The following is a 24,845-nucleotide window of genomic DNA, read 5'->3' on the forward strand; positions in this document are numbered from 1 at the left end:
GACAACGACGACAACCGGCCGGCGTGCCGGCCGGGGGAAGGGCGGCATGGCAACCGAGCCGCGGTGGGACAGGGCCTGGCCCTTTGAAACGGTCGAGATGCTCATAGCCGGCTTCACCGGCGAGCTGCACGACGTGACGGACGCGCGCCTGGCCGCCGAGGGATTTCTGCGGCGGCTGGCGCGGGCCTCCCCTCCGACGAGTCCGGAGCACTGGAACGACATCCTTCTCGTGGTCGACGAACTGGCCGCCAACGCCGTCCAGTACGCGCCGGGCCCGTTCGGCCTGCGGATGCGTCCGACGTACGACGGCGTCCATGTGACGCTGCACGACACCAGCAGGACACCTCCTTCGCCGCGCCCCTTCCGCCCGGGCCGCGTCGGCGGCATCGGCTGGCACCTGGTGCACACGCTGTGCGATCAGGTCAGCGTCGTCGTCCAGCCGGAGGGAAAGGAGGTGCATGTGTTCCTCCCCTGGTAGGGCGCTCTCGTCAGGCAGCGCGTGGCCCGGTGTCCCGGGCCGGTTCGTGCACGGTGAGCAGCCGGCGGCGGTGCCGCGCGCGGGCGGCTTCCGCGGTGCCGGCGGGGTTCGGCATCCGCTCCTCGTTGCGTCCCAGGGCCGGCAGCAGGCACAGCAGGAACACCGGCGTGAGCAGGGCCACGACGATCATCCGGGCTCCCTTCGCAGGGTTTCCCGTTCCGCGCAGCCGGGTTCTGCCGGGGAAAACACGGTCGTCCTGCGCATGTGCGCCGAGCCGCCGTCCGCCGGGCGCGGGCGGTCAGCGGAGCGGCACCAGGACACTGACGGTCTTGCCGCCGTCCGGGCACCGCTCGACGACGATGTCGCGCGCCAGCTTGATGATCAACGGCCAGCCGTACCCGCCGCCCTCGTGCGCCGTGGGAAGCGCGCCCGAGCCGTAGGCCTCCGGCGGGATGTGCGCGCTGCGGTCGTGCACGGTCAACCGGACCCCGTCCCGCGCCGGCGTCGCCTCGAAGGCCACGAGCCCGCCCCCGTGGCGCATCGCGTTGGACACCAACTCCGATGCCACGAGCAGCAGATCGGTCACTGCCCGGTCGGCCGGCGGGCGGGCCGCGGCCGCCCGGTGCTCCCGTACGACGGCCAGCACGTGCGCGCGCGCCGTCGCCGCGCCGGTGACCGGACGGCTGGGCGGCGACGGCCCTTCGTGCCGTGCACCGGCGGCCCGGTTCCCGCCGTCCCGGGAAGGGACTTCCGCCGGTCTCATCGCTCGCTCGGGGCACGGAGGACGGCAACGGCGCGGGAGGCACCCTCGAGGGACGGGACGCGCGGCGCCGTTGGCGGCGGCGGAGCGCACACGCCGAGGGCGCGCACGCGGATGTGCGGTGTCCGTCCGCGGGGCTCCGGGGCGGGGCCCACGCCGTCGGGGTGCCGACCACCGGCGGACGGGCAGCGTCCGTCCGGAGGGCGGCGGCCGGTCTCCAGGCGGGCGAGGGCCGCCGTAGTGGGGTCTCGTCCGTTCATCGCTCCTCGCCTACCCGTTCACGCGCGAACCCATGGGCCCGACCGCTCGCCGCTCGCCCGTCTGCGGGCCGCACCGTGCCGACGCGCACCGTCCGGGCGTCCACGGTACGGTCACTCGGCCCGCCCGCCCGGCAGGGCGCGGTAGTACGCGCCGACCGCGGCCAGGTAGTCGGGCTCCAGGGTCTCGCGGTCGGTGCGGAAGCGCGGCGCGGCCTTCACTTCGTCCTTGGAGCAGGCCAGGGTGATCTGCCGCGCCGCGGTGTCGATGGTGGTGATGACACCCGCGGGGACGAGGACGCCCCTGCCGAAGACCCACGCCCCGGTGTCGACGATCAGATGCCGCATGCCCGAGCCGTCGGCCTGCCGGTCGACCTGCCCCACGAAGCCGTCCGTCGCCTCGACGGTGAAGCCGGTCAGGACCTGTCCCTCGATGTGACCGCTGCCGGGTCGGTACGTCCACGGGCTGTCGATGGTCACCTGGCTCCCTCCCTCGGTGGGTGTGGAGCAGCGGATACCCGCGTCCGCGAGGGACATTCGAGGTCGTGGCCGGCCGCCGGCGCGGACCGTGCGGGCCTCGGGGCCGGCGGCCGCGGGCTCTCAGCGGGCCAGCGTGGAGGCGAGTTCGGTCGCGGCCTCGACGAGGGCGACATCCGGTTCGGTGAGCAGCTCGCACAGGACGCTCCGGTCGGCGTGCACGGCGCGGCGCGCCTCCCGCTCCCAGCCCACGTAGTCGTGGTGGTGGTTGAGCAGCTTCGGGTAGACGGAGGCGGTGCTCTCCCACTGGCGGGCGTCGGCGATGTTCTTGAGCAGATGGACGATCTGCACCCGGCAGGTCACCTGGGGAAGCCGGGCCAGCTCCCACAGGAAGGGGACGGTGGCGGCCGTCGCCTGCTCGACGACGAAGCCGTACTGGCAGATGCGCTCTCTGAGGTCGCCGAGCGCCGCCCGGGCCGTGGCCTCGTCACCCCAGGCGACGCTGTGGAGCAGGAAGGGGATGGCTCCCGCCGATCCGCTGGAATCCTTGATGGCGTCCCACGGCACCTTCCCCAAGTTCTTCAGTGGCGTTGCCATTTCCGCTCCCCGCAAACAGTGTGGGCCCCGGGCCCCCGGTCGTCCCTTCCCTCGCAGCGGCGCCCGTGGTGTCCTCGCTCTTCGCGGCCCTTCCGGCGGGCACGTGGAGCGCTCGACACCACGCTCGTCGACACCGCGCCCGGGGGGCCGGCGCGGGCGGTCGTCCCTGCCCGGGCCGGGGCCTCGGCGTGGCGGTCTGACACTCGGTGCGCATGTGCTGATGACACGGCATCTCCCTGATGCGAGGTCAGCATGCGGTGTCAATACTGCGATTGACGCCCCCGCTATTATCCATGCTGTCAGCACCGTCGTGCAATTGCATGGGAAATTGCACGACGGGTAGGGGTACAGGGGACCGATGTGGTGCACTCCGCCCGCGCGTGCCCGTTGCCACCGTGGCGGAATGTCAGCAAGGAGACTGTGGTGCCATCAGTGCCGAACGGGATACGGGCCAGCGCCCTGGAGGCCCGCTGGATCAAGAGCCGGCACAGCAATGCCGAGGGCAACTGCGTCGAGGTGGCCGCCCTCGCCGACGGGGCGGTGGCCCTGCGCAACTCGCGCGATCCGGACGGACCCGCCCTCGTCTACACGCCTGCGGAGGTGGCTGCCTTCCTGGCCGGCGCCAAGGACGGGGAGTTCGACCACCTGGTGTGACGCGGGCCCGTACGGCGCGGTGCTGCCGGCGCATGCGGCAGGACCCCCCGGGATGCGACAATGCAGACCCGTTTGCCGTCGGCCGGCTGGGAGCCAGGATGTCCGCAGAACCGCACCGCATCTCCCGCCTCGAACCGTATCTGAAGCGGACGGAGCCCGCACCGACTCTGCTGAAGATGCTGGTCGGCGTGCAGCTGGCGGGTATCCGTGAGGACGCGGGACTCTCCCAGGAGCAGGCGGCGCGGGCCCTCGGCTTCAGCCCCGCGAAGCTGTCCCGCATCGAGGCGGGGAAGAGCCGGCGTCCGCCCAGGGAGGGCGATGTCCTCGCGCTGCTGCGGCTGTACGGGGCCGACGCCTACGAGAGTTCGGTCCTGGTCGAGTTGCTGCGGCGCGCCGGTGAGCCCGGGTGGTGGCAGCGCTACGACAAGCGGCTGATGCCCGAGTGGTTCGACCGCCTGGTCGGGCTTCAGGAGGCGGCGGCCGCCATCCGCACCTTCGAGATCCAGTACGTCCCGGGGCTGTTGCAGACCGCCGCCTACACCCGGGCGGTGGTGGAGCGCGGCCTGCCGACGGCGTCGGCCGCCGAGGTGCAGCGCCGGGTCGAGCTGCGGATGCGCCGACGGGAGCTGTTGCTGCGTCCGGACGCTCCCCAGTTGTGGGCCATTGTCGACGAGTCGGTCCTCATGCGTGTGCTGGGCGGTCGCGAGGTGATGCGGGAACAGCTGGAGCACCTCGTCGAGATGGCCCAGCGCCCACAGGTGACCGTGCAGATCGTCCCGTTGGACGTGACGAACGCGTCGGCACCCGCCATCCCCGTCACCTACCTGCGCTTCGGCGGACTCGATCTGCCCGACATCGTCTATCTGGAGCACATCCGCAGCGCCAACTTCCTGGAGGACCGGGACGAGACCGAGGAGTACCGGGTGGCGCTGGACCGGCTCGCCGACGAGGCACTCGATCCCCGCGAGTCGCTCGCGCTGCTGCACAAGACGCTCGAAGAGCGCTACTCCGCCCGGTGACGGGCCGGGGTACCTTCGTCAGCGGGCGGCACCTGGGTCAGCGCAGGCGCCCCACTCCGCCGAACTCGATCCACTCCTTGGTCAGTTGACGGGGTGCCACATCTGAGTCGGGCCGCCAGGTGGACACCTCCACCAGACCCGGTTCGAGGATGTCCATCCCTTCGAACCAGGCCGCCACGTCCTTCTCCTGGCGCACGCGCCCCCAGTGTCCCTGCGTGGCCTGATCCATGAAGTCGGTGACGAAGGCCCGGACTTCGGGATCGTCGCTGACCAGCTGGCACATCACCATGAAGCTGCCGGGCATGAGCCGTTCGGCGACCCGGCGGACGAGGGCCGGCGGCCCGTCGGTCTCGCTGTCCGGAATGCAGTGCATCACCGAGTTGAAGAGCACGGCCACCGGCTTCGAGAAGTCGATCAGGCGCCGGGTCTCGGGCCGGGAGAAGATCGTCTCCGTGTCCCGCATGTCGGCCTGGATCACGGCCGTGCGCTCGTCCTGCTCCAGCAGGGCGCGGCCGTGCACCAGAACCATCGGGTCGTTGTCCACGTACACCACGTGGGAGGCGGGGTCGACGCGCTGGGCGACCTGGTGGACGTTGTCCTGGGTGGGCAGTCCGGAGCCGTGGTCGAGGAACTGCCGGATGCCGTACTCCGCGGCCAGCGTCCCGACCACCCGCTGCAGGAAGCGCCGGTTGTTCAGGGCCAGCGCCCGCGTGCTGGGCACGACCTTGTCCAGTTCCTCGCATGCCGCCCGGTCGGCCGCGTAGTTGTCCTTGCCGCCCAGGTAGTGGTCGTACATGCGGGCGGCCGTCGGCACCGAGGCGTCGATCGACGTGGATAACCGCCTGCCAGGCTGCATCGTTCCCCCAGATCCCAGTCGTTCCGCCGAGACCGCTCGACGGGCAACCCATCCTAGAGATACGGCGTTTGCAGATGCCAGTCCTCGAACGAAGGACGTGGTCACAGCGCACGACGGTCGACGGCCCGAGGAGGAAGGCGCGGTGCCAAGGAGCCGTAGCGGCACGGCGGCGGCCGGCCCGGTGGCCGGCCGGGTCGAGGTGCGGCCGGCCGTCCACCCGGAGGTCCGGGGGCCGGGCGCCGGGGTGTTCGGGGTCGCGAACCACGCGGCCGAGGCCGTCCCCGCTCCCGGCCGCCCTCGGCCTCACCCGCGCCACGGCGGTACGGGGTGTCCCGTACCGCCGTCGCCGAGCCCGGCGGACGCGGGGAAGGCGGCCGTCAGGACGCGGGGCACTCCTTCCAGGCCAGGTGGTAGACGGTGCTGATGTCACCGTCGGTGGAGTCCATCGTCATGAAGCTGGTGCTGCCCGGCGCCGAGGTGCCGGCACTGACGCGGAGTTCGGTGTTGATGTTGAAGTTCCGCTGCACGCCGCAGGGTGCCCAGACCAGCTGGGCCCAGTCGGTGCTGTCCGTCGCCTGCCAGTTGTCGTCGTACGGCCCGTTGAACGGGTGGGTGATCGCCGCGGTGTTCGGCGAGCCCTGGAAGTAGTACGACGCCTTCTCCGTGCTGCCGGCGCCCGGCTGGAGGGAGGCGAAGCCCCGGTAGTCCGCGCTGGCGATGGCGTAGGTGAAACCCTGCGGCACATGCACGATCAGGTTGAGCTGGCAGTTCTTCCGGAACGCGGTGGGGTCGGAGTTCCCGCCGACCTGGGCGAGGTAATCGCTGTAGGTCACGGTGAAGGCGGTGTTGTCCGGGGAGACGGCGACCGCGGCGGTGCCCTGGGGGCAGCCGGAGCCGTTCACCGTGGCGACCTTGATGACGATCTTGTCCGGGGGCGGGTCGACGATCCCGGAAGAGGGGTCGTGCGCCGGCAGCACGGTGGTGAGCAGCGCCGCGATCGCGCCGCTCAGGAGCAGTCCTCCAGCCATGGTTCTCCCATCCGTTGCTTCGGTGTCCCGGCGGTGGGCACCGCCGGGTGTCGGGGGGTGCGGTCCCGCACATCCGTGCGGGACCGTCGCGGACCAGCTGCGTTGGATCAGGTACCGAGCCGTGCAACGACGCCATGCGCATGCCAAATTCGCATGCGGACGCCCCTCCCCACCTGTGAAGGACCTGTGAAGGCGGGGGCGACCGCATCGTACGAACCGCAGCGAAGGAACGGAACGGCCTTCTCCGGCCAATCACCGCGAGCACACCAGGGCCCACGCGACGCGACCCCCACGAGGGGGCCCACTCGTACGCACGTCCGAGCGGGGGCGCCTTGGCCCCGAGCTCCCGGTCGGGGCACCATCACCGGGCATGGCAACGACCGCGCACCCGCGCACCCGCTCCGCCCTCCGGACGACCCCGTGAACCCGGCCCGCATCCCCGGCCTGATCGTGCCCCTCGTCCTTCTGTTCGCGCTCGTGGCCGGCGCGGTGTGGTACTGGCACCACCGCAACGACTAGCCGGAACTCCACACAGCGGATCTTCACTCGCAGGAGTGAAGATCGCGGTATGGGAGCAGACCCGCTCGACCATGACCGGCGCATCGGCCCCGGGGCGCACCCCATCCATGATCCGTTGGTGCGCCGCGGCACCGTGGCGGTTCGACGAGGTAGCGGGCGTCTCGGTGCCGTGTTGGACTGAGTGGGCAGAGTGCTCGTCACTACGGCGCCGATCCACGCCGTGGTACGACATCGGCCAGATGCAAGGGTACGTCGCAGAGCGTGACATTGAGGATGCGGAGGCGGCCCATGGCGGAGTCGCGGGACGACGAGCAGCTCAGTCTGCGCCTGGCGGCCGTAGCGGCGTTGGGGTTCGTGCTGATCGTTCCGCCGTTCTTGGCGCGGTTCGATCGCATGGGCCAGGTCTTCGGTGTCCCGATCCTCGCGGCCTACCTGTTTCTCGTCTGGGCGATCGTGATCGTTCTGGTCGCCGTGATCGGCGGCAGATCGAGGTAGGCCGTGCTCCAGACCTGGTTCATCGTCGCTGTTTCGGCCGGGTACCTCGGCCTGCTCTTCGCCGTGGCCTCCTACGGTGACCGGCGGGCGGACTCCGGTCGGAGCGTCATCAACAACGCGACGGTCTACGCGCTGTCCTTCGCGGTGTACGCCACCTCGTGGACGTACTACGGCAGCGTGGGCTGGGCCGCCAGGGCCGGAGTCAGCTTTCTGCCGATCTACCTGGGGCCGACGCTCATGCTCGCGCTGGGCTGGCTGGTGCTGCGCAGAATCATCCGGATCAGCCACCGGCACCGGGTCACCTCGCTGGCCGACTTCGTCTCCGCCCGCTACGGCAAGAGCACCGCGCTGGGGTGTCTGGTGACGATCATCGCCGTGGTGGGGGTCGTGCCCTACATCTCGCTGCAGCTCAAGGCGATCTCCATCACCTTCGCGGTCATTCGGCGGCACCCCGAGGTCACCTCCACCCCGGAACTGAGACATATCCCGCTGTTTCAGGACACCGGGCTGTACGCGGCGCTGGTGCTCGCCGCGTTCACCATCGTCTTCGGCACCCGTCATCTGGACGCCACCGAACGCCATGAGGGCATGGTCGCCGCCATCGCGTTCGAGTCCGTGGTCAAGCTCGTGGCGTTCCTCTCGGCCGGGATCTTTGTGGCCTTCTGGATGTTCGGGGGGCTCCACAACCTGTTCTCCCGGGCCGCGGACGCCGGCCTGACCACGCTGTTCACGCTGCGGGAGCAGACCGGCTACGGCATGTGGGTCTGGCTCACGGTGCTGTCCATGCTGGCGATCGTGCTGCTGCCCCGGCAGTGGCAGATCAGTGTCGTCGAGAACGTCGACGAGAGGCACCTCAAGAGGGCCATGTGGTTGTTCCCGCTCTATCTGCTCGCCATCAGCATCTTCGTGCTTCCGATCGCAGCCGGCGGGCTTCTGCGGTTCGGAAAGGCCGTCGACGCCGACACCTATGTGCTGACCCTGCCGATGGCCGGAGGGCAGGAGGCACTCGCACTGCTCGTCTTCATCGGCGGCCTCAGCGCGGCCACCAGCATGGTCATCGTCGAGACGATCGCGCTCAGCACCATGGTGTCGAACTCACTCGTGATGCCGCTGCTGCTGCGCAGCAAGTCCCGGCTGGCGCACCGGGACAACCTCGCCGGGCTGGTGCTGGGCATTCGCCGGGCGACCATCGTGCTGGTCCTGCTGCTCGGGTACGCCTACTTCCGGCTTGCGGGCGAGGAGACGGCACTGGTGTCGATCGGCCTGGTGTCGTTCGCGGCTGTGGCACAGTTCGCGCCCGCCATCCTGGGCGGCCTGTTCTGGAAGGGTGGTACCCGCCGGGGCGTGCTGGTCGGCCTGGTGGCGGGTTTCGCCGTGTGGGCGTACACCCTGGTGCTGCCGACCTTCGCCGACGCCGGATTGCTGTCCGCTTCCTTCTTGCGGGAGGGCCCGCTCGGCATCGGGCTGCTGCGGCCACAGCATCTGTTCGGCGTGGCGGGAATGGACCCGATCAGCCATGCGATGTTCTGGAGTGCACTGCTGAACTTCGGCGGGTATGTCGCAGTCTCCCTCGCGGACCGGCCGGGCGCTGCCGAGCGGGCGCAGGCGGTGCAGTTCGTCGAGATCCTCGAAGGGCCGGTCAGGGGGCGGCGCTGGCAGGTCCGTGCCACGGTCGGCGAACTGCAGACCCTGCTGGAGCGCTTCCTCGGGCGGGAGGGCGCCCAGCGGGCGTTGCGCTCCTACCCCGGAGAAAGACCCGACTCACTGGCGGCCGAAGCGCCCCCGGAGCTGGTCCACCACGCGGAAGCCCAGCTCGCCGGTTCGGTGGGCGCCGCGTCCGCGCGGCTTGCGGTCGCCGCGGTGGCCGGAGAGGAAGAGGTCGGCAGCAATGAAGTGATGGAGATGATCGGCGAGGCGTCCCAGCGGGTCGAGCTGGTACGACGGCGGCTGAAGCTGCTCTACGACGCGACCGGCGGCATCGGCACCACCCTCGATGTGACCCGTACGGCCGAAGAGCTGACGCAGGTCGCCGTTCCCAGCTTCGCCGACTACGTCACCGTCGACCTGGCCGAGTCCGTGCTGCGCGAAGAGGAACTGGGGATGAACGGCATCAGCACCGGCAGCAAGCGGATGCAGCGCGCGGCCCTCAGCGGCATCCGCGACAACGCTCCCTTCTTCGCCGTCGGCGACGTGATCACTTTCGGGCCGTCATCACCACAGGCGCGCAGCATCGAGAGCGGGCAGGCGGTCCTGGTGCCCCGGCTGCGTGATTCCACGCTGTGGCAGGCGATGGATCCCGAACGGGGCTCCCGCATCATCGACTACGGCGTCCATTCGCTCATCTCGGCGCCGCTGTCCGCCCGCGGCGTGCTCCTGGGCGTCGTCCACTTCTGGCGCTCCGAGAAGCCCGAGCCCTTCGACCAGGACGATGTCTCCCTCGCCGCCGAACTGGCCACCCGGGCCGCCGTGTCCCTCGACAACGCACGCCGCTACACCCGCGAGCACGGCCTGGCCGTGGCGCTGCAGCGGAGACTGCTGCCCCGCGCGCTGCCCGAACAGAACGCCGTCGAGGTCGCTTCCCGTTACCTCCCCGCGCAGGAGGGGGTCGGCGGCGACTGGTTCGACGTCATCCCGCTGCCGGGCGCCAGGGTCGCACTGGTCATGGGCGATATCGTCGGGCACGGACTGCATGCCGCGGCCACCATGGGGCAGCTGCGCACCGCCGTGCACAACTTCTCCACCCCCCTGGACCTGCCGCCCGACGAACTCCTCAGCCACCTCGACGAGTTGGTCGCCCTCATCGACCAGGACGCGATCGCGGCCGGCGACAAGACCACCGTCACCGGCGCCACCTGCCTGTACGCGGTCTACGACTCCGTGTCCGGCACCTGTGCCATCGCCAGCGCCGGCCACCTGGCGCCCGCGCTCGCACACCCCGACGGGAGGGTGGAGTTCCTGGACGTGCCGTCCTGCCTTCCCCTCGGCATCGGCGGACTGCCCTTCGAGGCCGCCGAGTTGCGGCTGCCCGAGGGCAGCAGGCTCGTCCTGTTCACCGACGGACTCATCGAGCGCCGCGACCTGGACATCGACGCCGGGCTCCGGCTGCTCCGCGAGACGCTGGCGCGCGCGGACCAGTCGCCCGAGGAGACCTGCGACGCCGTGCTCGACGCCCTGCTCCCGGAGACCCAGAGCGACGACATCGCGCTGCTCGTCGCCCGTACGCGGGTGCTGGGGGCCGGGCAGGTCGCCGAGTGGGACGTGGAGGCCGACCCCGCGGCCGTTCGGCGGGTACGCGCTGCCGTCTCCGCCCGGCTCGTGGAGTGGGGGCTGGAGGACCTCGTGGACACCACGGAGCTGATCTGCAGCGAACTGATCACCAACGCCATGCGCCACGCCACAGGGCCCATCAAGGCGCGGCTGATCCGCGACCGTGCGCTCATCTGCGAGGTCTCCGACCACAGCAGCACCTCCCCGCATCTGCGCTATGCGGCCAGCACGGACGAGGGCGGACGGGGCCTCTTCCTCGTGGCCCAGTTCGCCGAGCGCTGGGGCACGCGCTACACCAAGGACGGCAAGGTCATCTGGGCCGAGCAGGCGGCGCCGGGGACGCTCGGCGGCTGACCGCCGGGCGATCCGGGCGTCATGACCGGCGGCGGCCAGGCACTCAACCCCGCCCTCGCTCCGCCTCCTCGCGCAGGAAGGTGCTGATCTGTCCGGCCAGGCCCTCGCAGACGCCGTCGGAGCGGGCACCCGTGCCGGGCAGGGCGTCCCGCACCGTCATGTCGCCGGACCACAGATAACGGTCGGCCCATTCGTCGTCCACCTTCAGCTGCACCTGGATGTCCACCTGATCCAGGCAGGATTCCGGGGCGGCCGCATACAGAACGGCGGTCGCGCGGCGCAGCGGATAGAGATCGAATCCCTCGATGAATTGCGAGTTGCGCCAGTCGAGGAATGCACTCTCGCCCTCGGAGCCGGTACGGATGTCGAGGTGGCCGTCTTCGAGGTGGATACCCGCGGGTTCCCCCATCCGGTTTTCGACCGTCACCCGGAAACGGAAATAGACCAGCTGCTGAGCGGCCTCGTCACGACCGCGCGGCGGCTCCGCTTTTTCCAGGCCGTGGACCCGGACGCGCAGCCCGGCATGCTCGTCTGCGCATTCCTGCCAGTCGCCGATCACATTGGGCTCACGCACCAGTACACCTCTCCCGCTTCGCGTCATGTTTCCTATCCGCGCGCGCAACAAAGTGTCAAATGCGGAGAACACCCCATGGCCGGGAGGTTTGCCGTGCTTGATCACCGATCAAGCCGTGCCCAGCCACAATCCCCCCGCAGGCACACCCACGACGGCCGGGCACGTGTCGCACATCACGTCCGCCCCCGCCCTCGGTGGGACCTTCCCGGGTGGCTTCCCGAAGGCCGTCCCGCGGCACAGCGGCTGCTGGCACACTGCCCCGCATGGCCCCGATCACGCCCACCCGCGCCCTGCTGCTGCTCGTCAGCGGGCTGGTCTGTCTGATCACCGCGAGCGGCGCCCTCGTCGGCTCGCTCTTCGGGGGCGTGCGGGTCGCACTCGCGGTGGCGGTGTGCGCGGGCGCGGCGGCCGCTCTCGGCGCCTTCCTCGTGCGCCGACGTGCCCTGGCGCACTTCGCCGCGGCCCGGCGGCAGGCCGGGATCCGCGGCTACGCCGAGGGCATCGCGCACGGAGTCCTGCTCCACGTCGCCGTGTACGAGGCCGCCGTCTTCCCGCGCACCGGCGTCACCGGAGTCACCCCGGAGGAGCGTGCCGCGCGGCGGACCGTCGCCTACCGGATGGCCGCTCTGGAGGAGGTGCCCCGGCCGGTCCGGGAGGCCGCGGCCGACGCGCTCGCCCTGCTCGACGCGGCCGACCGCACCGGCGCCGAGGAGGCCGTGGCCCAACTCGCCTCCGTGGTACGGCAGGAGTACGCCCGCCCCTGAGCGGCCGGGAGGTCTGCCGCCGTGTGTCACGGTCCGGGCCTGAGCGGCCCGGAGTCACGGCACCCTCGCGCGCGGATGGGGTTCGCCATGGTGACGACGGCGGTGGAGCACACCCCGACGGCCTGCGTGCCCTGCCGCTCGACTCGCTGCCCCTCCCGGACGCCCACCGCAACGGGATCCGCGACCGGGTGCACGCTCATGGTGTGGGGGGCTTGCCCGCCGTGCCGGTCCAGGTGCGGAACAGCGCGTCGAGGTCCTTGCCGGACAGCCGTTCCGAGAGGCGGACGAACCCGGGTGTGGTTCCGTGGCCGCCCCGGTGTTCGGCCGCCCAGGCGCGCAGGATGCGGAGGAAGGCCGCGTCGCCGACGGTGGTGCGGAGCTTGTGCAGGGCCATGGCGCCGCGGGTGTAGACGGGCGTGCCGAAGATGTGGGCCCCGTCTCCGGGGTCGGCCGGCGGGAACGCCCACAAGCCGTCGCTCGCCGGGCGGGCGTAGTTCGCGTCGAAGATCTGCTGGGCCGTCCTGCCGCCGTGCTGCTCGCTGTAGAGCCACTCGGCGTACGTGGCGAAGCCCTCGTTGAGCCAGATGTCCTGCCAGCGGGTCAGGCTGACGGAGTCGCCGAACCACTGGTGGGCGTTCTCGTGGACGAGGACGCCCAGGGAGGGCGCCCGGTCGTACAGGGGCCGGGTCTGGGTCTCCAGCGCGTACCCGACGTCCGGGGCCCTGTCGACGACGGATCCGGCGGCGCGGAAGGGGTACGGTCCGAAGACCGTGCTCTCCCAGGCGAGGACGGACGGCAGCTTCGCGAGCACGGGGGCCGCGGCGGACGCCTCGCGCGGGTCGACGGCGTTGTAGACCTGGATGCCGTCCCGGGTGGTGTACCGCTCGACCCGGAACGTCCCGATGGTCGCCGTCGCCAGGTACGACGCCATCGGTTCCGCCTGGCGCCAGTGGAACGTCGTGTGCCCGTGGGCGGTCCTGCGGCCGACGAGGACGCCGTTGGACACGGCCGAGCGGCCCTGCGGGACGGTGACGGCGATGTCGTACGACGCCTTGTCCTTCGGGTGGTTGTTCGCGGGGAACCACGTCATGGCGCCCTGCGGCTCCCCCGCCACGAACGCGCCGTCGTCGGTGGGGATCCAGCCGTCGGTGGAGCCGTCGGGGTCGGTGACCGGCCGGGGCTCGCCCCGGTAGCTCACGGCGACACGGAAGTCCCGGCCGGCGCGCAGCGTGTGCCGGGGCGTGATCACGAGTTCCTGTCCGTCGCGGCGGAAGGACGCCTTGACGTGGTCGACGGTGACGCCGGTGACCGTCAGCCCGTTGAGGTCGAGGTCGAAACGGGTCAGGCGCCGGGTGGCGCGGGCGCGCAGGACGGCCGTGGCGTCGAGATGGCGGGTGCCGGGGTCGTAGCCGAGGGCCAGGTCGTAGTGGCGCACGTCGTAGCCGCCGTTGCCGGCGAGCGGAAAGTAGGGGTCGCCCGCGCCGGAGGAGCCCGCGGTGCCGGCCGCGACCGGGCCGGCGGCCGCGAACAGAGCGGCGAGGGCGAGGGGGACCGCCGCGGTGACGGCCTGTCGGGGAAGGACGGTGCTGCGTCCGGCGGTCTGCCCGCGGGGTGGCGTCACGGTGGCTCCTGTGGAGGGGGGTGATCGCTGCGCGGCCAGCCTAGGGGGCCGCGCCGTCCCGCCATCGCCTCCGTTCGGCCAAGTTCCCCGGTGTCGGACGGGGTTCCGCCGGCGCGGAGGGCGCATCTGGTCAAGCCGGTGGAGTCGTGATGGAGTTCCGTCCATGACGGACATCACGCTGCCGTGGGCCGGGGAACCGGTGAGGGTCGGGCTGGTGGGAGCGGGCCCCTGGGCGCGGGCCGTGCACGCGCGGGTGCTCGCCGCGGGGCCCGAGACCCGGCTGACGGCGGTGTGGGCGCGCCGCGAGGAGGCGGCCCGCGAGGTCGCGGCCCCGTACGGCGCACGGGTCGCCGCACGGTTCGAGGACCTCCTCGACGGATGCGAGGCAGTCGCGTTCTCGGTTCCCCCGGCGGTGCAGGCCGACCTGGCGGGCCGTGCGGCGAAGGCGGGCCGGGCCCTGCTGCTGGAGAAGCCGCTCGCGGCGGATCTGCCCTCGGCGCGACGGCTCGCCGACACGGCCGCAGAGGCCGGGGTCGTCTCGCAGCTCGTGCTGACCAACCGCTACCACCCGGCGGCCCGGCGGTTCCTGGCGGCCGCACGGGGCCTGGAGGTGACCGGTGCGCGCTCCAGCGGGCTGAGCGGCGCCTTCCTGGGAGGCGCCTTCGCGACCCCCTGGCGCCTGGAACACGGCGCACTGCTCGACATCGGGCCGCATCTGCTGGATCTGCTGGACGCGGCGATCGGCCCCGTCGCCCGGGTGCGGGGCACCGGGGACCCCCGCCGCTGGATCGAGCTGACCTGCGAGCACACCAACGGCGTGGTCAGTCAGTGCTCGCTGTCCGGCACGGTGCACGTCGCGCGGGGCGGCACCCGCATCGAGTTGTTCGGGCCGCAACCGCCGCTGGTGTACGAGACGGACGGGCTCGACCACGAGGAGGCGTGGCCGGTGCTGCGCCGAGAGTTCGCCACCGCGGTGCGCACCGGGGTGTCCGGCGCGCTGGACGCCCGGCGCGGGCTGCGGCTCCAGGAGCTGATCGCGCAGGCGCAGGCCGCGCCAAGCCGGGGAGGCGGCGCCGTTCAGGGGAAAACGCCCGGCCGGGACGCGTGAGGGCGGGCACCACCGGCGACAACTGACCGCGTGAGACTGCCGCTGATCGCTCCGATGCTCGCCACCCCCGGCACCCTGCCGCCCGCCCGCCAGGACGCGCAGTGGGCGTACGAGACGAAGCAGGACGGCCAGCGGGTGGTGGTCTATCTGCCCGGTGACGGTGGGCTGGAGCTGCGCGCCCGCTCGGGGGAGGTCATCACCGGCGCGTACCCCGAACTGCGTCCGCTGGGCGGCGTCCTGGGCGCGACGCCCGCGGTGCTGGACGGGGAGGTGGTGGCGCTGGACGAGCGGGGCCGCGGTGACTTCCAGCGGCTGCAGTCCCGTATGGGGCTGGCCCACTCCCCCGCGCTGGCGGCGCGCCGGGCGGCACGCGCGCCCGTGCATCTGGTGCTGTTCGACGTGATGTTCCTGCAGCAGGACATCACGTCACTCCCCTATGCCCGCCGGCGGCGGGAACTGGAGGGGCTCGCCCTGGCCGGGCCGCACTGGTCGGTGCCGGGCGCGATCGTCGGACACGGCGCACAGGCCCTGGAGGCGACCCGGCTCAGCGGGCTGGAGGGGCTGATGTGCAAGAGGCTCGACTCGGTCTACGAGCCGGGGGTGCGCTCCCGGTCCTGGATCAAGATCCGCAATGTGCGGGCCGTCGATGTGATCGTGGGCGGCTGGCTGCCCGGTCAGGGACGGCTGACGGGCCTGCCGGGGGCTGTGCTGGTGGGGCAGCGGGGGGCTGGGCGGCTGCGTTACGTCGGCCGGGTCGGCACGGGGTGGAGCGAGCGGGAGCGAGCGGAACTGGCCCGGATGCTCCGGGCGCTGCACACGCAAATCTGCCCCTTCGACCCGGCCCCTCGGGTGCCGGGCGCCCGCTGGGTCCTGCCGAGACTCGTCGGCGAGGTCGGCTACAGCACCCGCACCCGGGCCGGTCTGCTGAGGCAACCCTCATGGCTGCGCCTTCGTCCGGACCTGGCACCGGAGGACTCGGCGGCGGATCTGCCGTGAGCGGCGCCGGCACGTGTCACACGTGGCCGGGGCCGCCGCTGCCGAACGCGCCGCTGGAGCCCGGGAGCCAGCGTCTGCGCTTCTGGTCCACGCTCCGTCTGCTCGCCTGGTGGTGGATCTCGTAGGGCATGAGCCGCTCGCTCTCCTGCATCGCGTGCGGCATCTCGTCGGGCTCCCTGACCTCGGTCTCTTCCATGACCGCACCACCGTCGGGCAGGTGGGGCTGCTCGTCCGGGCCGGGCGGTGCGGGTTCCCGGTCCCGTACGGACATGCCGAATCGCACGGCCCAGATCAACGCCCCCGCGACGAACATGCCGCCGATGAAGGCGAAGAACACATTGAGTTGCTGTTGTGATACCGCCAGTACCACATGGCTCGCCGTATTCATGTATGGACGATACCCCGATATGTCCCGAATCACCCCTTGGAGGAATTCCCTCGGAAATGGGGATTCGGCTTTCGCCCGGCCATGGCGCGCATTCCGGTGCCTCCCCGGCCGCCGTACCGCGGGGCGCCGTCAGATCCGGTACTCCCGCAGGGCCGGTGTCGCCAGGGCCAGGCCCAGGGTGGCCACGACGACGAGGAGGCCGCCCCCGGCGATCGCCGCACGCACGCCGAGGACCGAGCCGACCGTGCCGTGCAGCGCGTCCGCGAGCCGCGGGCCGCCCGCGACGACGACCGTGAACACCCCCTGCAGCCGCCCGCGCATCTCGTCGGTGGCGGCCGAGAGCAGGATCGCGCCGCGGAAGACCATGGAGACCATGTCGGCGACCCCGGCGGCGGCCAGGAAGGCGACGGCCACCCAGAGGTTCGTGGTCAGTCCGAGGCCGGTGACGGCCGCTCCCCAGGCGATCACCGAGACGATGACCATGAGGCCGTGGCGGCGGGCGCGGGAGAACGTGCCGGACATCAGGCCGCCGAGCACCGCGCCGACCGGGATCGCCGCGAACAGCAGGCCGAGCGCCAGGCCCTCCCCGTAGGGCGCGTACGTCCGGGCGGCGAGCTGCGGGAACAGCGCGCGGGGCATGCCCAGCACCATGGCGATGATGTCGGCCAGGAAGGACAGCAGCAGCACCTTGTGCAGCGCGAGGTAGCGGAAGCCCTCGGCTATCGCCTGCCGGCCCGCTCCGCTGCCCGCCGCGGCCGCGAGGGGCGGCAGGGCGGGAAGCCGGACGACGGCCCACACCGTCGCGCACAGGGCCAGGGCGTCGATCAGATACAGCTCGGGCAGGCCGAGGACGGGGATGAGGGCGCCGGCCAGGAGCGGTCCCGCCACCAGGCCGGTCTGCATGACCGTGGAGCCGAGCGCGTTCGCCGCCGGCAGTTCGTCCGCCGGGACCAGGCGGGCGATGGAGGCGTTGCGGGCAGGCGAGTTGAGCCCGAAGAAGGCCTGCTGAAGGGCGAGCAGCACCATCAGGACGAGCACCGAGCCGAGACCGGTGGCGGCCTGGAGCCAGAAGAGGAGGGAGGTGACGGCCATGCCGGAGTTGGTGATCAGCAGCAGCCTGCGGCGGTCCATGCTGTCGGCGATCGCGCCGCCCCACAGCGCGAAGAGCGCGAGCGGCAGGAGTCCGGCGAGGCTCGCGTAGCCCACCCACGCCGAGGAGCCGGTGATGTCGTAGATCTGCTTGGGTACGGCGACCGCGGTGAGCTGGCTGCCGACGGAGGTGACGATGGTCGAGGACCACAGTCGGCGGTAGGCGGGGCGGCGCAGCGGCCGTGTGTCCATCGCCCAGCGGCGCCACCCCCGCCCCTTCGCCTCCACCGCGTCCGGTCCCCCGCCCTCCGGTGCCGTCTCGTTGCCGGTCGTGCTCTCACTCGTGTCCACGGACTTCCTGACTGCCTCGTCCACCGTTCGGTCCGGGTTCACTATCACCGATCGGCGAGCGGCAATGCAGGTGACGCCTTCGCCGCACCCGGCCGTGGCGGCCGGGGGCCGTCGTGACTTGGTACCGGGGGGCACGACCGGCCCGGCGGCACGGGCGCGTTCAGCCCGCCGCCACCACGAGTGCCAGCGGGATGTCGTCGCACGGGACCAGCCGCAGCCCGTCGTGGTGGCCGGGCCGTCCCCGGGCGAGCAGCGCGCCGAAGTCGGGTCCCTTGGTGAGCGAGCCCACCAGGTGGGCGGGGTCGGTCGAGGCCGCCACCCGGCCGCGGGCGTTGACGAGATGGGCGGGTCCGGACAGCCCTTGCAGCAGCGGCATCACCGCTGCCTCGAAGTGCCGCAGGTACACGTCCGCCGCGGCGACCCCCGCGAACCGCCCCTCGACATGGACCGGCGCGGACAGGGTGAGGCTGTACTCGTCGGAGCAGAGGTAGTCGACGTACGGTCCGGCCACCGCGCGGCGGCCCGTGTCACGGGGCAGCGCGAACCAGTCCCAGTGCGTGTAGTCGGAGTACGCGGAGTGCCGCGGATCGAGGTCCAGGAGCAGCGGCCGTACGGCCCCGTCGGAGCCGGTCTGCCACCACTCCAGCCAGGCCGGTACGTCGCCGAGCAGACCCGGCGCGGCCACGAAGCCGACGCCGGAGACCAGTTCCTGCCGCGTGAGGTGGAGGTGGAGGCCGGGGCGCAGCGCGGCGAGGTCGGCGGTCGCCGGGCGCCGGCCCTCGGCGGCGACACGGGTCAGCAGCGCCGTGGTGTCCTCCCGGACGCGGGCGACGGTGTCGAAGACGGCCTCCAGGGTGGAGCGCACCCGGGCCGCCACGCCCGCTTCCGTGACCGGGCCGATCGTCGCCGCCACCGCGCCCGGGCGACCGCTTCCGGCTCTCGGGACCGCACCCTGCGCCGGCGGGGCGGGGCGGGGGACGAGGCAGGGCGAAAGCCCGGGCTGCTGTGGGGAGTCGGCCATGACCGCGACGGTATACGCCCTCTTGACTCCACCGCATCTTGACCAACCTTCAACGTGCTACTCACCGGTTGAAGTTGATCGGAATGGCGACGCTCCGTAAGGTGTTGGCCACGAAGTCCGTCCGACGACGCCACCCTGTTCTGTGGGCGGACGCCTGGGCGACGCCCGCCCGGCCCGCCCGCCGGCCCGGAGTCCCGTCCGAGTGCGCCGCAATCCGCGGTGCTCTCAGCGGCTCCGGTCACCACGCCGCCCCTGACACGGGTGTCGTGCGCGGCCTCGTTCCGCGCCCCTCACCCGCGTTGGATCCGGTACGTCACACCCGCCGCCACCCGCCGTTACACCTTGCCCCTGATTCCCCCCACTCCCATACACGGTGGAGATTCCCTTGCACCTCAACAGAGCCCTCCAAGTCACGGCTGCCGCCAGTTCCCTCCTGCTCGTCAGCGGCTGCGGGCTGTTCTCCGACTCGACCGCGTCCACGTCCGGCTTCAACCCGCCGAACATCAAGATGCAGTCGGAACTCGGTCCGGCCGAGGGACAGGTGAACCTGATCGCGTGGGCGGGCTACGTCGAGGACGGGTCCAACGACCCGAAGGTCGACTGGGTCACCCCCTTCGAGAAGGAGACGGGGTGCCAGGTCAAGGCCAAGGTGGCGGCCAGCTCGGACGAGATGGTCAAACTGATGAAGACCGGCGCCTACGACGCCGTCTCCGCATCGGGTGACGCCTCCCTCCGCCTCATCGCCGGCGGCGAGGCGGCACCGGTGAACACCGACCTCATACCCAACTACGAGGACGTCTTCTTCGGTCTGAAGAAGCAGAGCTGGAACTCCGTCAACGGCAAGATGTACGGCGTTCCGCACGGCCGCGGCGCCAACCTCCTCATGTACAACACGAAGGAGGTCTCGCCCGCCCCCCTCTCCTGGTCCGCGGTCTTCGACGACGCCTCGAAGTACAAGGGCCACGTCACCGCGTACGACTCCCCGATCTACATCGCGGACGCGGCGCTCTACCTGCGCGAGACCCGGCCCGGCCTGCACATCCAGAACCCGTACGCGCTCGACCAGGAGCAGTTCAACGCGGCCGTCGACCTGCTCAAGGCCCAGCGCGCGAACGTCGGCGAGTACTGGGGCGACTACCTCAAGGAGATCGCCGCCTTCAAGAGCGGCGACACGGTGATCGGCACCACCTGGCAGGTCATCGCCAACCTCGCCGAGAGCGAGGGCGCCAAGGTGAAGGCCGTACTGCCCCAGGAGGGTGCCACCGGCTGGTCCGACACCTGGATGCTCGCCGCCAAGGCCAAGCACCCCAACTGCGCCTACAAGTGGATGAACTGGATCATCTCGCCGAAGGTCAACGCCGAGGTCGCCGAGTACTTCGGTGAGGCGCCCTCCAACATCAAGTCCTGCGACGAGACCAGTGACCCGGCGTTCTGCGACACCTTCCACGCCACCGACGAGAGCTACTGGAAGGACGTCGCGTTCTGGACCACGCCGATCGAGCAGTGCCTCGACGGCCGTACGGACGTCAAGTGCGTGCCCTATGCCAAGTGGGTCCAGGCCTGGACCGAGATCAAGGGCTGAGCAGGCCCGCGCAGGGGAGCCCTCCGTGCCGCCCGGCACGGAGGGCTCCCCTGCGCGCGGCCCACACCTCTTCGGGTGCCCGCGTCGCCGGCAACCGCAGGGCGTTGTGCGCCGGCCGTTCCGCTCCCGCCCGCCACCCGGAGGCGGTGCGCTCGTACAGCGCCACGCCCCACTCGGGCGAGTTCCTGCCCCGGCCGGTCACCACGACGGCCCGACGGGCCGCGGCGGGTATCTCGGCACGGGTCCCCGGACCGAGACGGGCGGCTCCCGGGGAGCCGTGCCGGACGGGACAACCCGGGGCCGGGGCGTGGGCCTCCCCCCGCCGGCGGACACGCCCGCGCGCTCCTCCGCCGTCCCGCCGACGGCCGCGCACCCGGCCGGCAGGAGCGCGGCGGCGAGGCTTGTCCGCCCCGCCGTGAGGAGTTGTTGCCGTTTCAGGACATCGGCGATCTTGGCGGAGCCCGGTCCTCCGGGACAGGATGCGCTCATGAAGGGTGACCTCTTTTCCAGTGACCACGTGGTGCAGCCGGCCGCCGGGCCGGGCATGTCCGTGCAGAACGCCAAGTCGATCCGGTACGTCGTGAACGGCGAGATGTTCGCGCGGCAGGGGGCGATGGTCGCCTACCGGGGGAACCTGCAGTTCGAGCGCAAGGGCCAGGGCGTGGGCGGGATGCTCAAGCGGGCGGTCACCGGCGAGGGACTGCCGCTGATGGCCGTGCGCGGACAGGGCGAGGCGTGGTTCGCGCACGAGGCGCAGAACTGCTTCATCGTGGAGGTGTCGGGCGACGAGTTCACCGTCAACGGGCGCAATGTGCTGTGCTTCGACGCGACCCTGGCGTACACGATCAGGACGGTGAAGGGTGCGGGGATCACCGGCGGCGGCATCTTCAACAGCGTGTTCACCGGGACCGGCAGACTGGGGCTGATCTGCGAGGGCAATCCGCTCGTCATACCCGTCTCGCCGCAGCAGCCGGTGTACGTCGACACCGACGCGGTGGTGGGCTGGACGGCCCGGCTGCACACCTCGCTGCACCGGTCGCAGTCCATCGGGTCGATGCTGCGGGGCGGTTCGGGTGAGGCCGTCCAGCTGAAGCTGGAGGGCGAGGGACATGTGGTCGTACGGCCCAGTGAGCTGACGCCGCAGAAGGAGCACTGACCCCCGGGCCGCGCCGGCCGGCGAGGGGCCGGCGGCGGAACGATACGACCGTGCCGCATCGCCTCCGGCCCCGCGTTCCGGTGCCGGAGGCGAGGGGTGTCAGACCGTGCGCCCGGCCAGGCCCGCGAGCAGGACGCGCAGCGCGCCGGTGGCCTGCGGCGGTGCCGGGACCAGGTCCAGGAGGACGTCCGCGGCGGCGAGACGGCGGCGCGCCTCGGCGAGCAGTTCCAGGGCGCGCCCGGTGTCCCCGTCGCGCCCGGTGTCCCCGTCGCGGACGGAGAGGATGTCTGCGAGGCCCCGCAGCGCCCAGGCGTGGACAGGGGCGCGCACCCAACCCGCAAACAGAACACGCTTTCGAACAACGGGGTACGCTGCCTGGTATGGGCGTGCATCTCCAGGGCTCCCTGTTCGACCAGACCGACGACCTCCGGCTCGGTCCGCTCGACGGGCTGCGGCGCACCCGGCTGGGCGCCGGGGCCTGGATCGATCTGCTGCCGGGCTGGCTGAGCGGGGCCGACGCGCTGTTCGAGAAGCTGGCCGCCGAGGTGCCCTGGCGCGCCGAGCGGCGGCACATGTACGAGCAGGTGGTCGATGTGCCTCGGCTGCTCGCCTCCTACCGCGCAGGCGAACCGCTGCCGCACCCTGTCCTCGGGGAGGCGCGCGAGGCCCTGTCGGCCCACTACGCGGAGGAACTGGGCGAACCCTTCGTCACGGCCGGGCTCTGCTACTACCGGGACGGACGCGACAGCGTCGCCTGGCACGGGGACCGGATCGGCCGGGGCGCGCGCGAGGACACGATGGTCGCCATCCTCTCGGTGGGCGCTCCCCGCGATCTGGCGCTGCGGCCGCGCGGCGGCGGGGAGACGATCCGCCGCCCGCTCGGGCACGGCGACCTGATCGTGATGGGCGGTTCATGCCAGCGGACGTGGGAGCACGCGGTCCCCAAGAGCACACGGGCGACCGGGCCCCGGATCAGCATCCAGTTCCGGCCGCGGGGCGTGGGCTGACCCGCGTCAGGGCGTCAGGTACGCCTGGATCGACGGTGCGTACCGTTCGACGATGTCGCCGAGGTCCGCGGCGCGCAGATGTGTCCCGCGTGCGATGCCGAACATCACCCCCAGGCCCAGCAGGGTGCCCACCGCGAGTTCCGCGCGCAGTCCGGCGTCGGGGCCGTTCAGGCGCGCGGCGAGACGGTCACTGACCTGGGTCCGGAAGTTGGCGCGCAGGATGTCGCCCTGCTCGCCGTGCAGCGGCGCGAACACGATGCGCAGCAAGGGGTCCGCGCCCTGTTCGGTCTGGCTCACCAGCACATGGCGGACCATGTGGCGGCCCAGGTCCCCGAGCGGAGCGTCCAGAAGTGCGGTGGCGTCCGCCTCGAAGGACATGACCTGGGAGAAGAGCGTGTCCTTGGTGCCGAAGTACTTGAGGATCAGCGGGGGGCTGACCCCGGCCAGGTCGGCGACCGCCTTGAGGGTGATGTCCGCGTGGGCGTGCCGGGCGAGGAGATGGCGCGCGGCGCGCAGGATGCCTGCCTTGGTCGTCTCGGCGTCACGGCGCGCCGAGGCCCTGGTCGTCTCGGCGTCACGGCGCACCGAGGCCCTGGTCATCTCGGCGTCGGCGGCCGGAGACCGCACGGCGGCCGAAGACCCGGGGGCCGGAGCCGGTCGGGGCGTCGGTCCGGGTTCGGGAGCCGGTCCGGGTTCGGGAGCCGGTCCGGGCGGGCGGCCCGTGGGGACGGTGGCGCGCGGCGGGGTCACGGCGCTCACGCTCCTTCCAGTGCCTCGTCGTGGGACGCTTTCGTACGCCCGCCGGCCCGGTCGGCGGCGCCGGGTACCCGGTCGCCGGGGATGGCGAGGGCGGTGGCACAGGCCACCAGGGCGACCGTACCCGCCATCGCGAACGTCAGCAGATAGCCGTGCAGCGTGGGTACGGGGGCGCCCGCGACGAGGCTGGTGTGGTGGACCAGGACCGCGGCCACGGCGGCGCTGCAGGTGGCCTGGCCGATGGTGCGCATGAGCACGTTCACGCCGTTCGCGGAGGCGGTCTGCCCGGCCGGTACGGCGCGCAGGATCAGCGTGGGCAGCGCCGAGTAGCCGAGGGTCGTCCCGGTCGCCACGATCGACGCACCGAGAATGATCATCCATAGATGGCGGCTGTCCGCGATGCGCACGGCGTAGCCGAGGGCGAGGACGGCCGCGCCGAGGGCGAGCGTGACGCGCGGACCGCGGGCCGCCGAGATCCGGGCGGAGAGCGGCGAGAACAGCAGCATGATCACGCCGCCGGGCAGCAGACACAGACCGCTGGCCACGATGGACAGGCCGAGTCCGTAGCCGGTGGCCACCGGGGCCTGGACCAGTTGTGCCGTCACGAGGGAGTTGGCGTAGAAGGCGAAGCCGAGCAGGAGGGCGGTGAGGTGGGGCAGCGCGATGCGTGGACGGGCCGCCAGCCGCAGGTCGACGAGGGGCCGCCCGGCACGCAGTTGCTGCCGCCGCCACAGCGTCAGGACCACTGCGCAGGCCGTGAACAGTCCCAGGATCCGCGGGCTTGTCCACCCCCACTGGCCGCCCTGGGAGACACCCAGCAACAGGCAGACCAGCCCGGCGGCGAGCCCCAGCGCGCCCGGCACGTCGAAGCGGCCCGGGTGGCGGACGGGTGACTCGCGCACCGCCCACCAGGCCAGCAGCAGACCGACGGCGCCGATGGCGCTGGTCGCCCAGAACATGGCGTGCCAGTTCGCGTACTGCACGACGAGCGCGGCCAGCGGCAGGCCGAGCGCCGCGCCGATGCCGACGGTGGAACTCATGAGCGCGACCGCCGAGCCGGTGCGCTCGGGAGGCAGTTCGTCACGCAGGATGCTGATCGACAGCGGGACGACCGCGGCGGCCGCGCCCTGCAGGGCCCGTGCCGCGATGAGCACCCCGATGTCGGACGAGAGCGCGCACAGCACCGAGCCCAGCGTCATCAGCCCGAGGGCGGCCAGCAGCACGCGCCGCTTGCCGTACATGTCGCCCGCCCGTCCCAGCACCGGGGTCAGCACCGCTCCGGCCAGCAGCGTGGCGGTGACCATCCAGGAGACGGCGCCCGCGGAGGCACCGGTGAGGCGGGGCAGGTCGGGCAGCAGCGGGACGACGACCGTCTGCATCACGGCCATGAGGATCCCGCCGAAGGCCAGTACCGGGACCGTCAGCCGGTCCCGCAGTCCCGTTCGTCCCGCCGGTCCGCCCGTCCCTGCGGGTACGGCGGAGCGGTCGGACGAGCCGGGTATCGGGGCCATGGTCGCTCCAGCGGTAGGGCGGTGGGGGACGGCGAACCAGCGGAACGGCGGATCGGCGGATCGGCGGATCGGCGGACCGGCGGACCGGCGGACCGGCGGAACGCAAAGGAGGTGAACGGCCATTCACCATAGCGGGTGAATGGCCGTTCACCAAGGGGCG

24 protein-coding genes and 1 pseudogene are annotated in these 24,845 nt (G+C 72.0%); 11 read left to right on the forward strand and 14 right to left on the reverse strand.

What is annotated here, in order from left to right:
- The first annotated feature begins 46 nt into the window (after positions 1-46).
- Positions 47-478 carry an ATP-binding protein gene (locus ACZ79I_RS02485; protein ID WP_471493642.1) on the forward strand — a complete coding sequence of 144 codons (432 nt, stop codon included), beginning with the start codon at positions 47-49 and terminating at the stop codon, positions 476-478.
- A 10-nt stretch (positions 479-488) separates the two neighbouring features.
- On the opposite strand, the gene ACZ79I_RS02490 is transcribed toward ACZ79I_RS02485, so the two are convergent.
- The 4 genes from ACZ79I_RS02490 to ACZ79I_RS02505 all read right to left on the reverse strand — a co-directional run bounded on the left by ACZ79I_RS02490 (position 489) and on the right by ACZ79I_RS02505 (position 2,569).
- A complete protein-coding gene (locus ACZ79I_RS02490; protein ID WP_471493643.1) occupies positions 489-668 on the reverse strand; it encodes a hypothetical protein in 180 nt (59 codons plus the stop codon).
- Between the two features lie 108 nt (positions 669-776).
- A complete protein-coding gene (locus ACZ79I_RS02495; protein WP_471493645.1) occupies positions 777-1,241 on the reverse strand; it encodes an ATP-binding protein in 465 nt (154 codons plus the stop codon).
- A 368-nt stretch (positions 1,242-1,609) separates the two neighbouring features.
- A complete protein-coding gene (locus tag ACZ79I_RS02500) occupies positions 1,610-1,975 on the reverse strand; it encodes a PRC-barrel domain containing protein (protein ID WP_471493646.1) in 366 nt (121 codons plus the stop codon).
- A gap of 120 nt (positions 1,976-2,095) precedes the next feature.
- Entirely contained in the window at positions 2,096-2,569 is a 474-nt protein-coding gene (locus tag ACZ79I_RS02505; protein ID WP_471493648.1) for a hypothetical protein, read from the reverse strand.
- 423 nt (positions 2,570-2,992) lie between these two features.
- On the opposite strand from ACZ79I_RS02505, the gene ACZ79I_RS02510 reads away from it, so the two are divergent.
- Together ACZ79I_RS02510 and ACZ79I_RS02515 are read left to right on the forward strand one after the other, a co-directional pair.
- Complete coding sequence (locus ACZ79I_RS02510) at positions 2,993-3,223, forward strand: DUF397 domain-containing protein (RefSeq protein WP_471493650.1); 231 nt, start codon at positions 2,993-2,995, stop codon at positions 3,221-3,223.
- A gap of 98 nt (positions 3,224-3,321) precedes the next feature.
- On the forward strand, positions 3,322-4,242 hold the full coding sequence (locus ACZ79I_RS02515) for a helix-turn-helix domain-containing protein (protein ID WP_471493651.1): 921 nt from the start codon (positions 3,322-3,324) through the stop codon (positions 4,240-4,242).
- A 37-nt stretch (positions 4,243-4,279) separates the two neighbouring features.
- On the opposite strand, the gene ACZ79I_RS02520 is transcribed toward ACZ79I_RS02515, so the two are convergent.
- Together ACZ79I_RS02520 and ACZ79I_RS02525 are read right to left on the reverse strand one after the other, a co-directional pair.
- Positions 4,280-5,098 carry an SAM-dependent methyltransferase gene (locus tag ACZ79I_RS02520; RefSeq protein ID WP_471493652.1) on the reverse strand — a complete coding sequence of 273 codons (819 nt, stop codon included), beginning with the start codon at positions 5,096-5,098 and terminating at the stop codon, positions 4,280-4,282.
- A gap of 377 nt (positions 5,099-5,475) precedes the next feature.
- Positions 5,476-6,126 carry a DUF4360 domain-containing protein gene (locus ACZ79I_RS02525; RefSeq protein WP_471493654.1) on the reverse strand — a complete coding sequence of 217 codons (651 nt, stop codon included), beginning with the start codon at positions 6,124-6,126 and terminating at the stop codon, positions 5,476-5,478.
- 807 nt (positions 6,127-6,933) lie between these two features.
- On the opposite strand from ACZ79I_RS02525, the gene ACZ79I_RS02530 reads away from it, so the two are divergent.
- Together ACZ79I_RS02530 and ACZ79I_RS02535 are read left to right on the forward strand one after the other, a co-directional pair.
- The gene (locus ACZ79I_RS02530) at positions 6,934-7,140 is read left to right on the forward strand and encodes a hypothetical protein (RefSeq protein WP_471493656.1); all 207 of its coding nucleotides are present in this window, start codon (positions 6,934-6,936) and stop codon (positions 7,138-7,140) included.
- Between the two features lie 1,917 nt (positions 7,141-9,057).
- Positions 9,058-10,761, forward strand: a pseudogene (locus tag ACZ79I_RS02535) (SpoIIE family protein phosphatase); the annotation flags it as partial.
- A gap of 43 nt (positions 10,762-10,804) precedes the next feature.
- Here ACZ79I_RS02535 and ACZ79I_RS02540 read toward each other — a convergent pair.
- Entirely contained in the window at positions 10,805-11,335 is a 531-nt protein-coding gene (locus ACZ79I_RS02540; RefSeq protein WP_471493658.1) for a hypothetical protein, read from the reverse strand.
- A gap of 263 nt (positions 11,336-11,598) precedes the next feature.
- On the opposite strand from ACZ79I_RS02540, the gene ACZ79I_RS02545 reads away from it, so the two are divergent.
- Positions 11,599-12,099, forward strand: a complete 501-nt coding sequence (locus ACZ79I_RS02545) for a hypothetical protein (protein WP_471493659.1) — start codon at positions 11,599-11,601, stop codon at positions 12,097-12,099.
- Between the two features lie 196 nt (positions 12,100-12,295).
- Here the strand turns inward: ACZ79I_RS02545 and ACZ79I_RS02550 are convergent, their stop codons facing one another.
- Positions 12,296-13,720: a M1 family metallopeptidase gene (locus tag ACZ79I_RS02550; protein ID WP_471493660.1), complete on the reverse strand. Its 1,425-nt coding sequence runs from the start codon at positions 13,718-13,720 to the stop codon at positions 12,296-12,298.
- Between the two features lie 163 nt (positions 13,721-13,883).
- On the opposite strand from ACZ79I_RS02550, the gene ACZ79I_RS02555 reads away from it, so the two are divergent.
- Both ACZ79I_RS02555 and ACZ79I_RS02560 read left to right on the forward strand, forming a co-directional pair.
- On the forward strand, positions 13,884-14,828 hold the full coding sequence (locus ACZ79I_RS02555; RefSeq protein ID WP_471493662.1) for a Gfo/Idh/MocA family protein: 945 nt from the start codon (positions 13,884-13,886) through the stop codon (positions 14,826-14,828).
- 30 nt (positions 14,829-14,858) lie between these two features.
- Positions 14,859-15,824: an ATP-dependent DNA ligase gene (locus ACZ79I_RS02560; protein WP_471493663.1), complete on the forward strand. Its 966-nt coding sequence runs from the start codon at positions 14,859-14,861 to the stop codon at positions 15,822-15,824.
- Between the two features lie 16 nt (positions 15,825-15,840).
- Here ACZ79I_RS02560 and ACZ79I_RS02565 read toward each other — a convergent pair whose 3' ends face one another.
- From ACZ79I_RS02565 to ACZ79I_RS02575, 3 genes are all read right to left on the reverse strand, one after another.
- The gene (locus tag ACZ79I_RS02565; protein ID WP_471493665.1) at positions 15,841-16,212 is read right to left on the reverse strand and encodes a DUF6479 family protein; all 372 of its coding nucleotides are present in this window, start codon (positions 16,210-16,212) and stop codon (positions 15,841-15,843) included.
- Positions 16,213-16,341: 129 nt separating this feature from the next.
- Positions 16,342-17,652: an MFS transporter gene (locus ACZ79I_RS02570; protein ID WP_471493667.1), complete on the reverse strand. Its 1,311-nt coding sequence runs from the start codon at positions 17,650-17,652 to the stop codon at positions 16,342-16,344.
- 160 nt (positions 17,653-17,812) lie between these two features.
- Positions 17,813-18,673: a cache domain-containing protein gene (locus tag ACZ79I_RS02575; protein ID WP_471493669.1), complete on the reverse strand. Its 861-nt coding sequence runs from the start codon at positions 18,671-18,673 to the stop codon at positions 17,813-17,815.
- A 385-nt stretch (positions 18,674-19,058) separates the two neighbouring features.
- On the opposite strand from ACZ79I_RS02575, the gene ACZ79I_RS02580 reads away from it, so the two are divergent.
- Entirely contained in the window at positions 19,059-20,255 is a 1,197-nt protein-coding gene (locus ACZ79I_RS02580) for an ABC transporter substrate-binding protein (RefSeq protein WP_471493671.1), read from the forward strand.
- A 487-nt stretch (positions 20,256-20,742) separates the two neighbouring features.
- Positions 20,743-21,411 carry an AIM24 family protein gene (locus ACZ79I_RS02585; protein WP_471493672.1) on the forward strand — a complete coding sequence of 223 codons (669 nt, stop codon included), beginning with the start codon at positions 20,743-20,745 and terminating at the stop codon, positions 21,409-21,411.
- Between the two features lie 99 nt (positions 21,412-21,510).
- On the opposite strand, the gene ACZ79I_RS02590 is transcribed toward ACZ79I_RS02585, so the two are convergent.
- On the reverse strand, positions 21,511-21,741 hold the full coding sequence (locus tag ACZ79I_RS02590; RefSeq protein WP_471505517.1) for a hypothetical protein: 231 nt from the start codon (positions 21,739-21,741) through the stop codon (positions 21,511-21,513).
- Positions 21,742-21,791: 50 nt separating this feature from the next.
- Here ACZ79I_RS02590 and ACZ79I_RS02595 point away from each other — a divergent pair, with 50 nt between their 5' ends.
- Positions 21,792-22,418 carry an alpha-ketoglutarate-dependent dioxygenase AlkB gene (locus ACZ79I_RS02595; protein WP_471493674.1) on the forward strand — a complete coding sequence of 209 codons (627 nt, stop codon included), beginning with the start codon at positions 21,792-21,794 and terminating at the stop codon, positions 22,416-22,418.
- Between the two features lie 6 nt (positions 22,419-22,424).
- On the opposite strand, the gene ACZ79I_RS02600 is transcribed toward ACZ79I_RS02595, so the two are convergent.
- On the reverse strand, positions 22,425-23,018 hold the full coding sequence (locus ACZ79I_RS02600; RefSeq protein WP_471504711.1) for a TetR/AcrR family transcriptional regulator: 594 nt from the start codon (positions 23,016-23,018) through the stop codon (positions 22,425-22,427).
- Between the two features lie 155 nt (positions 23,019-23,173).
- A complete protein-coding gene (locus ACZ79I_RS02605) occupies positions 23,174-24,685 on the reverse strand; it encodes an MFS transporter (RefSeq protein WP_471493675.1) in 1,512 nt (503 codons plus the stop codon).
- Positions 24,686-24,845 lie beyond the last annotated feature (160 nt).

It is taken from the genome of Streptomyces sp. PSU-S4-23, assembly GCF_055632315.1.